The following is a 10465-nucleotide window of genomic DNA, read 5'->3' on the forward strand; positions in this document are numbered from 1 at the left end:
GCATGCGCCTGACGGAATCGGAGAGCCGATTCGTCACTCCGTCGTCGGCAATGCTCGGCTCCGCAACTTGGCAATCAGCAGCGCGCGAGGCCTCATCGCTCCACGAACATGCTTGCCTGACTGACCAGAACCGACGTGCCCGCCGTGTCGTCGACGAGCCGCGCGATATCCGGGAGCGCGCCGATTACCGCACGTCGCCCGGTTGTCCGCGCAAAGTCGCAGACTGCCTCGACCTTGGGCCCCATGGATCCGGCCGCGAACTGCAGCGCCGCGAGCGCTTCCGGCGACGTGCGCCGGACCAGGCGTGCGTCGGGCGTGCCCCAGTCGAGGTACACGCCCGCCACGTCGGTTGCGATCACGAACAAGTCCGCGTCGAGTTCGCGCGCGAGGAGCGCCGCACTGCGGTCCTTGTCGATCACCGCCTCGATTCCCCGGTGCCGACCGTCGTTCGCTTTCACGACGGGAATGCCGCCTCCGCCCGCGCAGATCACGATGGTCCGGGTCGCGAGCAGCGCGCGCACCGGATCGATCTCCAGAAAGCGCAGCGGTCGAGGGCTCGGCACGGCACGACGATAACCGCTGCCGTCGGCGACGATCGTCCATCCATTCGAACGCGCCGCTTCGGTCGCAGCCGTCTGCGTCAGCACCGGGCCGACCGGCTTGTCGGGCCGGTCGAAGGCGGTATCGGACGCACTGACCTCGACCATCGTCAGCAGCGTCGCGCAGGGGCGCGATGCAGACAGCCGGTTGCGCAATTCGAGTTCGATCAGGTAACCGATCATGCCTTCGGTCTCGGCGTCGAGCACGTCGAGCGGGAAACGTTCGGCAACCGGCACCTGCCCGGACAATGCCGCGAGCATGCCGACCTGCGGGCCGTTGCCGTGCACGATCACGAGTTCGTTGCCGTGCGCGATGCCCGCGAGCTGGGCGGCAGCCAGTCTCACGTTTTCCTGCTGCGCGGCGGCGGTCATCGCCTCGCCGCGTCGCAGCAGCGCGTTGCCACCCAGGGCGACCACGATACGCATCGGTTCCCCTCCCCTAGCTCGCCAGCGTCGCGACCAGCACGGCCTTGATCGTATGCAGCCGGTTCTCTGCCTGCTCGAAGACGATGGACGCGTCCGACTCGAATACCTCGTCGGTGACCTCCACGCCGTCGGTCAATCCGAAGCGATCCGCGAGCTGCTTGCCCACTACCGTATGAGCGTCGTGAAACGCCGGCAGGCAATGCATGAACTTCACGCGCGGGTTGCCGGTTGCCGCCAAGAGCGCGGCGTTCACCTGGTAGGGCAGCAGCGTACGGATGCGTTCGACCCACGCCTCCTCGGGCTCGCCCATCGACACCCACACGTCCGTATAAATGAAGTCCGCGCCTTTCACGGCCTCCGCGGGCTGCTCGGTCAGCGTGAGCCGGGCGCCGGTTTTCGCGGCGATCTCGCGGCATTGCGCGATCAGCTCGTCATGCGGCCACAGATGCCGCGGCGCGCACAGGCGCACGTCCATGCCGAGCTTTGCGCCGACGATCATCAGCGAATTGCCGGTATTGTTGTGCGCGTCGCCGATGTAGCAATACGCGATCTCGTGCAGCGGCTTGTCGCTGTGTTCGTGCATGGTCAGCACGTCGGCCAGCATCTGGGTCGGATGGAATTCGTCGGTCAGCCCGTTGTAGACGGGCACGCCCGCATACTGCGCGAGTTCCTCGACGATTGCCTGGCCGAAGCCGCGATACTCGATCGCATCGTACATGCGGCCCAGCACACGCGCCGTATCCTTCATCGATTCCTTGTGGCCGATCTGCGAGCCGGTCGGGTCGATATAGGTGACGTGCGCGCCCTGGTCGTGCGCGGCGACCTCGAACGCGCAGCGCGTGCGCGTGGAGGTCTTCTCGAAGATCAGCGCGATGTTCTTGCCGGTCAGGCGCGGCTGCTCGGTTCCCGCATATTTCGCCCGCTTCAGGTCGCGGGACAGGTCGAGGAGATAGCGGATCTGGCGCGGCGTGTAGTCGATCAGCGTCAGGTAGCTGCGGTTGTGTACGTTGAACATGATGAGATTCCGTCTGTCGATATCGGCGCAAAATGCGCGGTCGAATGCGCGGTCGAATGCGCGGTCAGAGCGCGATCGGATCGCGCGCCACCGGGCAGCTGAGGCAATGGCTGCCGCCGCGCCCGCGGCCGAGTTCGCCGCCCGGCAGCTCGATGACTTCGACGCCGGCCTGGCGCATCTTGCGATTCGTGTAGGTGTTGCGGTCGTACGCGAGCACGACGCGGCGATCCAGCGCGAGCACGTTATTGCCGTCGTCCCATTGCTCGCGTTCGCTCTCGTAGCGGTCGCCCCCCGTCGTCAGCACGCGCAGCGAGCCGACGCCGAGCGCGTTGGCCACGACTTCCAGGAACCGGCCGTCGTGGCGCTCGTAGCGCACCTGCCCGAGCGCGTCGCCGGGGTACAGGCTCGTGCAGCGGATCTCGTCGGCCACGTCCGGATAAATGCTGACGAAGTCCGCGTCCAGGAAGGAGAACACCGTGTCCAGATGCATCGACGCGCGCGACTTCGGCAACTGGCAGGCGATCACGCGCTTCGCGCCGTGGCCGGCAAACAGTGCGCGCGCCACCTGCGTCACGGCTTGCGGGCTCGAACGCTCGCCCATGCCGATCAGCACCACGCCGTTGCCGATCGCCATCACGTCGCCGCCTTCGAGCGTCTGGGCGCCGTGGTCGACGTCGGGATTGCCCCACCAGGTGCGAACCTGGCCTGCAAAACGCGGATGGAACGCATAGACCGCGGCGAGCAGCAGCGTTTCCTTGCGTCGCGCCGGCCAGAACATCGGATGCAGCGTCACGCCGCCGTAGATCCACGCGCTCGGATCGCGCTGAAAGATCAGGTTCACGAGCGGCGGAATCACGAAGTCGGACCGCTCCAGATAGCCGCCGAACAGGCCGCGGGCGTCGAACGGCAGCTCCGATTTGGCGACGCCGCCGATCAGTGCGTCGGCAAGCCGCTGCGCCGGCATCGATTCGAGCCATAACCGCAGCTCCCGCAGCATGCCGGTGCCGACCTCCTCCTCGGTGATGCGGCGATCGAGGATCCAGTCTCGCGCGCCGGTATCGAGGCAGACTTCGGCCAGCAGGTGCTGGAATTCCAGCACTTCCACGTCCCGTTCGCGCAGCACGCGCACGAAGGTCTGGTGATCCTCGATCGCCTTGTCGACCCACAGCACGTCGTCGAACAGCAAGGAGCCGCAGTTGGCCGGCGTGAGCCGCCGATGAGCGAGGCCCGGCGCGCAGACCATCACGGTGCGCAGCTTGCCGGCTTCGGAGTGAACGCCCAATGTCATGGTTTGATTGTCCTTGATCCTGAAGTAGTGGTTCGATCGCGACGGCGGTCGGGAGTCGCATGCGGCCGTCGCGTCCATGCCCGCCGTCGCGATTCCGGATCACGCTGTCGAAACCCGGAAGCCGGCGGGCGCGCGCATCAGCCGACCGACACGATGCCCGTCGCGAACAGCACGACCGCGCTCACCGCGACCGCAAGCAGCACGACGGCCGCGACGCGTTCGCGAGCGGTAAAGACGTTCGACTGCGGATCCTTCTCGCGCTGCGCATACCAGAACACCGGGATGCCGACCACGAAGAAGATGGTGGACATCAGCAGATAGGTCGGGCCGGCCGCATAGAGCAGCCAGGCCGCATAGACGGTTCCCAGGACGCCGGTCCAGATCGACGCGCGCTTGCCCTCGCCCGCCCGCTCGCGAAAGCTCTTTTGCGTGGCGCACTTCCACAGAAAGCCGGTGCTCGCGAGATACGGCGGCAGGATCATGACCCCGGCCACGCTGATGAGCCATATCCACGCGTCATGCGCGAACAGCACCACGAACATCATGACCTGCATCACCGCGCTCGACAGCCATAGCGACGGCGCGGCCGCGTGATGCCGGTTCTCGCGGGACAGAAAGCGCGGGAAAATGTTGTCCTTGGCAGCCGCATAAGGCAGTTCGGCGACGAGCACCGTCCACGCGAGCCAGCAGCTCAGTACCGAAAACAGCAACGCGACGACGATGAAGATCGCACCCCAGTGCCCGACGAGATGCTCCAGCACATACGCGGAGGACGGATTCTGCAGGCCGGCCAGCTGGTGCTGGGACATGACGCTGAACGGCAACGCCGAAAGCAGGAAGTAGAGCGTCGTGCAGACCGCGAGCCCGATGAACGTCGCGGTACCCACTTCGTGCTGGTTGCGCGCCCGATCGGACACGACCACGGCGCCCTCGATGCCGATGAACACCCACAGCGTGACCAGCATCGTGCTTTTGATCTGCGCGAGCGTGCTGCCCAGGTGTTGCTGCTGCCCCCAGACGTCGAACGAGAAGTGCCCTTTCTGGAAGAACAGCGCGATCACGACGATCGCGATCGACAGCGTGACGATGTTGACGACGCTCGCCATCGTGTTGAGGATTGCCACCCGCTTCACGCCGGAGAGCACCATGAAGTGCAATACCCAGATCAACAGCGAACCGCCCACGATCGACTGCCAGTTCTTGCCGTCGAGCGCCGGAAAGAAATATCCCAGCGTCTGCATGATCAGCACCGCGAACGCAACGTTGCCGAATGCGGAACTGAGCCAATACCCCCATGCCATCTCGAAGCCGGCGAACTTGCCGAAACCTTCTCGTGCATAGGAATAGATGCCCGCGGTCAGGTCGGGACGCTGGTCCGCCAGCGTGCGGAACGCGTTGGCCATGAAGAACATGCCGACGAGCGTGATGGCCCATGCGATCGCAATGGCGCCCAGGCCGGCGCCCGCGGCCATGTTCTGCGGAAGGTTGAAAGCACCGCCGCCGATCATCGAGCCGACGACGATGCCGCTCAACAGCAGCAGGCCGAGCTTGCGCGTTTCCGGGCCGCCTGCCGCCGGCTTCGATGGCTGCTTGCCGTCGACCGGCGGTTTTTCGACTACAGGTTGGCTCATACCAGTTCTCCGAATGCGTTGACTTGGCCTCGCCACGGAATGCGACTGGATCGCTGCGACGTCGCACCGTAACGGGCGCTCTTCCCGGCTGCCGGCAGCGCAACCGGACGATGCGTTTTTCGTCAATGCGAACGGTAAACGCGTCGGTAACTAACCGTGGTCCAATCTGGAAAAATTGGAGTCCTACTTATGTCGATCGATGTGATTCGGATCGAAGAAAACCGGATATCGACGGCATCACTCGACAGGCAAGAGGGGTACGCCGGCGCAGACGCAACGCCGACCCCGCGAGCGCGGCGAGCAGATCGTGGCGCCCACCGATTCCAATGACGATAGTAGGTACCGAATCGCCGGTGTCGGTTGACTCATGTCAAGGGGAAACCAGGGTGCGGCAACGCAGACGGGCGGGGAGCCCGCAAGCGGTCGGCGGCGGATTGGCGAACGAGCCCACTTCGGGCGCCCGATTCCATGGGGCCGTTCAATCGGGCTCGTCGGCCTCCACCGCTGTCAGCGGCATCCTGATCCTGACCGCGAAGCCTTGCCCGGGCGCAGTCTCGATGTGCACTTCTCCGCCCAGCCGCTCGGCACGCTCGCGCATGCCGAGCAAGCCATACGACTTCAATCCGGGGCGCACGTCGCTCGCGGCACCGCGGCCGTTGTCCGCGATCGTTACGAAACAGTACGGTTCCTCTCGCGAGATGCCGATCGTGACCTCGGTCGCGCCCGAATGGCGCGCACTGTTCGTCAGCGCCTCTTGCACCATCCGGAACACGGCAGTCGCACTCTCGCGGTTGAATGCAATCCGGTTCGCATCGATGCGCCTGATTACGCGAACGCCATACCGTGACGAGAAATCTTCGATCAGCCAGTCGACGGCGGGAACCAGCCCGAGATCGTCGAGCATCCTCGGTCGCAAATCCGCCGCGATGCGCCGCACCGAAGCGACGATCTGGTCGATCATCGAATACAGGTTGCGGACCATTGCCTCGGGCGATCCGGCTTCCGCACCGTTGAGCTTGTTTTCGAGAACCGCGGTCGCCATCTTGAGTGCGGTCAACTGCTGCCCCAGGTCGTCGTGCAGCTCGCGTGCGATGCGGGCCTTTTCCTCTTCCCGCGCCAGCAGAATGCTGGCCGACAGGCGCTTCAGTTCCTCGCGCGATTCACGCAACTGCTCGTCGGCGTGCCTGCGATCCGAGATGTCCATGATCCAGCCCACCATCCGGTAGGGCTCGTCCGTGCTGTTCCACAACGCCTGCCCTCTGGACTGGATCCACCGGAACTCGCCGGACTTGGTACGGACGCGGTATTCCACGTCATAGGTACATTCGTGCAACAAATGCCGATCGAGGATCGACATCACGCGGTTGATATCGTCGGGATGGATTGCATCGAGATGCGCGCGCGCATCGTTCGGCAATTCGCGATCGTCGTAACCCATGATCTCGTGGAAGTGCGCCGAAAGATACATGGCGCCGGTGAGCAGATTCCAGTCCCACAGTCCGGCTGCGGCACCGCTCACCGCGAGTTGAAACCGCTCTTCGCTCGCGGCCAGCGCAACCGACGCGCGGTGCCGCTCGATCGCGTAACGGATCGCGCGGCCCAGCAGAGCGGATTGAATGTCTTTCTTGAGCAGATAGTCCTGTGCGCCCTCCTGGATCGCCAGCAATCCCGACGACAGATCGTCAAGGCCGGTGAGCACGATAATGGGCACTTCCGGTTTTGCCGCATGAAGCCTGCTGAACGTGTCGAGGCCCTGCGAATCCGGCAGGCCGAGATCGAGCAGCGCAACGTCGAAGTGCTCTGCGTGGAAATGATCGACCGCCTGCGACAAACGCTCGACATGGCGCAGAACCGACACGAAGTCCTGCACTTCGGAGAGGGTTTCCCGAATCAGGAATGCATCGGTCGGACTGTCCTCGACGAGCAGGACCCGAACCTCGTTGAGCGGCGTATTCATTGCCTGGCGGGCGGCAGCGTGACCACGCCGAACCAGAAGTCGCTGATTCGGCGCACCACATCGGCGAACTTCGTGAAGTCGACCGGTTTGGTGATGTAGCAATTGGCGTGAAGACCGTAGGACTTCACCACGTCCTCTTCCGATTTCGAGGTTGTCAGGATAACGACGGGAATCTTCCGCAGTTCGGGGTCGTCCTTCAGTTCCTGAAGGACTTCGCGGCCGCTCTTCTTCGGGAGATTCAGGTCCAGGATGATGAGGCCCGGCCGGCGTGCGCCCTGGTACGGCCCTTCCCCGCGGAGGTACGACATCGCGGCCACGCCGTCTTCGACGACCTTCAGCGGGTTGAGGACCTTGTAGTACTCGAGCCCCTCGCGGGTCATCATCACGTCGGTGGGGCTGTCCTCGACGAGCAGGATGTCGACGAGACCGTCAAGCGATTCGATTGGCATTGGCTCTCTCCTCAAATGACTTCGGCGTTCGGACCGGTCCGCGCCCCGGCGGGCAGCGTGAAAAGAAAGGTCGCGCCCTTTCCGGGCTCGGACTCGACCCAGATCCGGCCACCGTGACGCTCCACGATGCGCTTGCACAACGCAAGTCCGATACCGGTGCCGGGATAATCGCGACGCGTATGCAGGCGCTGGAATATCAGGAAGATACGCTCGAAATACTGGGCATCGATCCCGATTCCATTGTCCTCGACACGGAACAGCCATCCATCGGCGCCCGGTTCCGCCCCGACCCGGATCTGCAGCGGCCCGTCGTTGCGGCGGAACTTGACCGCATTTCCCACCAGATTCTGAAACAGCAACGTGAGCTGCGACGGAATCGCCTGCACGGTCGGGAGGAAACCGCGGTGAACTTCGGCTCCGGCCTCCTCCAATGCCACGGCGAGATTGTTCAACGCATTGTCGAGCGCGGCGGCGCACTGCATCGACTGGAACGGATTGTCGGATCGGCCCACGCGCGAATACGCGAGAAGATCCTCGATCAGCGCCTGCATGCGGGTGGCGCCTTCGACGGCATGGCCGATGTATTCGTCGGCACGCGCATCCAGTTGCCCCTGGTAGCGGCGCTGCAGCAACTGCAGCGGCCCGGCCACGGCGCGCAGCGGTTCCTGCAGGTCGTGCGACGCCACGTACGCGAACTGCTCCAGATCGCGATTGGAACGGGCCAGTTCGTCGGTGCGTTCGCGCAACGCTTCTTCGGCACGGATGCGTTCCGTAATGTCGACGATCGCCGCCAGCACGAACATGCCCTCGTCCGTTTCGATCGGATTGAGCCCGATCTCGACCGGCAGTTCGGTACCGTCGCGACGCAACCCGGTCAGATGCCTGCCCGCCCCCATGGGGCGACTCTTCGGCGCGGCGAGGAAGGCTGCGCGGTGGCCGGGATGCTGGTCGCGGAACCGGGCCGGCACCAGCCGCTCGATGCTTTGACCGACCAGCTCGTCGCGCGAGTAGCCGAATACACGCTCCGTCTGAGAATTGACTAGCACGATCTGGCCGCCGCGGTTCACCATGACCATCGCATTCGGAGCGGCCTCGACGACCAGCCGCAGGCGTTCTTCCGCCCGCTTGCGTTCGCTGATATCCGTGGAAATGCCGCCGATCGACACGATCCGGCCGCCGAAATCCTTGATCGGAAAACCGACCGACAGAAACGTATGCAGTTGTCCGTCGACGATTACGGTTTCCTCGGTTTCGACGACCTCGCCGGCAAGCACCCGATCATCGGCTTTTCGATACATGGCCGCGCGCTCCGCCGGAAAAAGCTGATCGTCCGTTTTGCCGGATGCATCCTGTCGGCGGATATGAAATACGTCCTCGAAGCGCCGGTTCACCAGTACGTAGCGACGATCCGCTTGCTTGACGCTGATTACCGTCGTCGCATTGTCGACGATGGATTGAAGCTGCTGTTGACTATCGCGTATCGCCAGCTCCGCGCGCTCGTGTTCGGCTACCTTGCGACGCAGCGCTTCATTGACGCTTTCGAATTCCGCGGTGCGCGTCGCAACCCGTTGTTCGAGCTCGTGAGTGAGCGCCCGCAGCTGGCTCTCGGCTTCCTGGCGGGCCGCGATCTCTCGCACCAGATCGCGGTTCGCCTGATCCAGCTGCATCGGGCTCGGCAGCGCAAGCGCCTTCGGCATCAGGGGCCATATGACGACGGCGGTGGCGAGCGATGCCGCCGCGGTAATGGTCTTGACGCTCGCGTCCAGCCAGTACACCGGCTGCCAGATATCGAGAATAGAAATCAGGTGCGTGGTGCCGCACGCCAGAATGAATACGGCGAACATCAGGAACAGCCAGCTGAACGGCAGGTCCGTACGACGACGCGCGAATATCCACAGCGCGACGGGTATCGAATAGTAGGAAAGCGCGATGATTGCGTCCGCAACCACGTATGTCCAGATCAGCCCGGGCGACCACTGGAGGCAATAACCGTGCGGGGCAAAGCCTGAAGCCACAAAGAATCGAGCAATCGTTTCCACGCGCAATGCTCCTTCCTGGTTGGACCGTCCGGGGCGGGGCTCGGGTTGGCCGGCAGTTCCGATACGTCCACAGTCTTGCGAAAAATGATGACGGCATTCTGCCGGCCAGGATGCGAATTTTCGGCTGCCATGCGGTGCCTGACACTATATACAAACCGTCGACGCATCGTGCAAGAAGCAAGCCAGGCGAATGCTTTCGAAACCGCGTGCAGCGCCGAAATCGCGCATCGGGCGGCTCATGTCGCCGGATCGCCCGCTCGAGCGTGCCTTTCCCGTTCCCGCCACGAACGGCCGGGTTGACGGGAATCAACCGGAAACCGGCATTCGGTACCCAAAATCGAGTCCAGCTGTCCGAGACAAACGCGACCGCACATCGGGAATCGACATGAAGACGCTTTCGGTAGCGCTTATTGCCCTTGCGCTGGCGCCGACCAGCGGCAGCCTGTCGCTATTGCGAGACGGCGACAACAGGGTCGCCCTGGCACTGAATGGCGTCGTCGGCACGTACGACGAGCGCGCCGCGATCGTCGCCGATCTCCTGCGGGTCGAATCCCGCGGAACGAAGGCTTCGAATATGCAGCTGGCAGCCGTGCGCAGCGCTTACGCGACGGTGGCCGGCACGCCTGCCGCGGCTGCGTCGCTTCGGCAGGGCGACGCTCTGAGCTACTACGACGACGCGCAATTCAAACTCGAAATCGCGGTCTCGCGTTTGCTGGCCGTGTCGGATTCAGACCGCAAAATGCTGGCCGACAAGCGTTACCGCGCATTGAAAGTCCGTCTTCGGTCCATCGAGCTGCGGATCGGCATCGCCCGTGAGCAATATGACAATGCCGTCGCCCTCTACAACGCCAGGCTGCATACCTTTCCGACGCGCGTCTCGGCGCGTGTGCTGGGCTTTCGTGAAGATCGGACGTTTGCCGATATCGCTTCCCACACGCCGCTGCCGCGCGGGTTGCTCATGCCCGGCGCACGCAGTGACCCGTGGGTTTGATACATGCCCGGCGCAGATGTCAAGCGAGGCGCCGCTCGAAACGCATCTCCGCCGAAGTGACTCAGATCAA

8 protein-coding genes are annotated in these 10465 nt (G+C 64.0%); 1 reads left to right on the forward strand and 7 read right to left on the reverse strand.

The window, feature by feature from the left end; translation table 11 throughout:
- Window positions 1–92: 92 nt before the first annotated feature.
- From DM992_RS12265 to DM992_RS12295, 7 genes are all read right to left on the reverse strand, one after another.
- Window positions 93–1025, reverse strand: a complete 933-nt coding sequence (locus DM992_RS12265) for a carbamate kinase (RefSeq protein ID WP_111017000.1) — start codon at window positions 1023–1025, stop codon at window positions 93–95.
- A 13-nt stretch (window positions 1026–1038) separates the two neighbouring features.
- Window positions 1039–2043, reverse strand: a complete 1005-nt coding sequence (locus DM992_RS12270; RefSeq protein ID WP_111017001.1) for an ornithine carbamoyltransferase — start codon at window positions 2041–2043, stop codon at window positions 1039–1041.
- Window positions 2044–2104: 61 nt separating this feature from the next.
- Window positions 2105–3328, reverse strand: a complete 1224-nt coding sequence (locus DM992_RS12275; RefSeq protein WP_111017896.1) for an arginine deiminase — start codon at window positions 3326–3328, stop codon at window positions 2105–2107.
- Window positions 3329–3465: 137 nt separating this feature from the next.
- The gene (locus tag DM992_RS12280) at window positions 3466–4959 is read right to left on the reverse strand and encodes a basic amino acid/polyamine antiporter (protein WP_111017002.1); all 1494 of its coding nucleotides are present in this window, start codon (window positions 4957–4959) and stop codon (window positions 3466–3468) included.
- A 478-nt stretch (window positions 4960–5437) separates the two neighbouring features.
- A complete protein-coding gene (locus DM992_RS12285; protein WP_111017003.1) occupies window positions 5438–6916 on the reverse strand; it encodes a PAS domain-containing protein in 1479 nt (492 codons plus the stop codon).
- Window positions 6913–7365, reverse strand: a complete 453-nt coding sequence (locus tag DM992_RS12290) for a response regulator (RefSeq protein ID WP_111017004.1) — start codon at window positions 7363–7365, stop codon at window positions 6913–6915. Before DM992_RS12290 ends, DM992_RS12285 begins: the two co-directional genes overlap by 4 nt.
- Window positions 7366–7376: 11 nt before the next feature.
- Entirely contained in the window at window positions 7377–9404 is a 2028-nt protein-coding gene (locus tag DM992_RS12295) for a PAS domain S-box protein (protein WP_239511277.1), read from the reverse strand.
- Between the two features lie 385 nt (window positions 9405–9789).
- On the opposite strand from DM992_RS12295, the gene DM992_RS12300 reads away from it, so the two are divergent.
- Window positions 9790–10395, forward strand: coding sequence for a LemA family protein (locus DM992_RS12300; protein WP_162631641.1), 606 nt, complete (start codon window positions 9790–9792; stop codon window positions 10393–10395).
- Window positions 10396–10465 lie beyond the last annotated feature (70 nt).

The sequence above is a fragment of the Burkholderia sp. JP2-270 genome, from assembly GCF_003233675.1.
Lineage (GTDB): Bacteria > Pseudomonadota > Gammaproteobacteria > Burkholderiales > Burkholderiaceae > Burkholderia > Burkholderia pyrrocinia_C.

What these genes read in the sequence shown, in the direction of transcription:
- DM992_RS12265 (WP_111017000.1), bottom strand. Translation starts at nt 1,025, where the DNA reads ATGCGTATCGTGGTCGCCCTGGGTGGCAACGCGCTGCTGCGACGCGGC.
- DM992_RS12290 (WP_111017004.1), bottom strand. Translation starts at nt 7,365, where the DNA reads ATGCCAATCGAATCGCTTGACGGTCTCGTCGACATCCTGCTCGTCGAG.
- DM992_RS12275 (WP_111017896.1), bottom strand. Translation starts at nt 3,328, where the DNA reads ATGACATTGGGCGTTCACTCCGAAGCCGGCAAGCTGCGCACCGTGATG.
- DM992_RS12280 (WP_111017002.1), bottom strand. Translation starts at nt 4,959, where the DNA reads ATGAGCCAACCTGTAGTCGAAAAACCGCCGGTCGACGGCAAGCAGCCA.
- DM992_RS12300 (WP_162631641.1), top strand. Translation starts at nt 9,790, where the DNA reads ATGAAGACGCTTTCGGTAGCGCTTATTGCCCTTGCGCTGGCGCCGACC.
- DM992_RS12285 (WP_111017003.1), bottom strand. Translation starts at nt 6,916, where the DNA reads ATGAATACGCCGCTCAACGAGGTTCGGGTCCTGCTCGTCGAGGACAGT.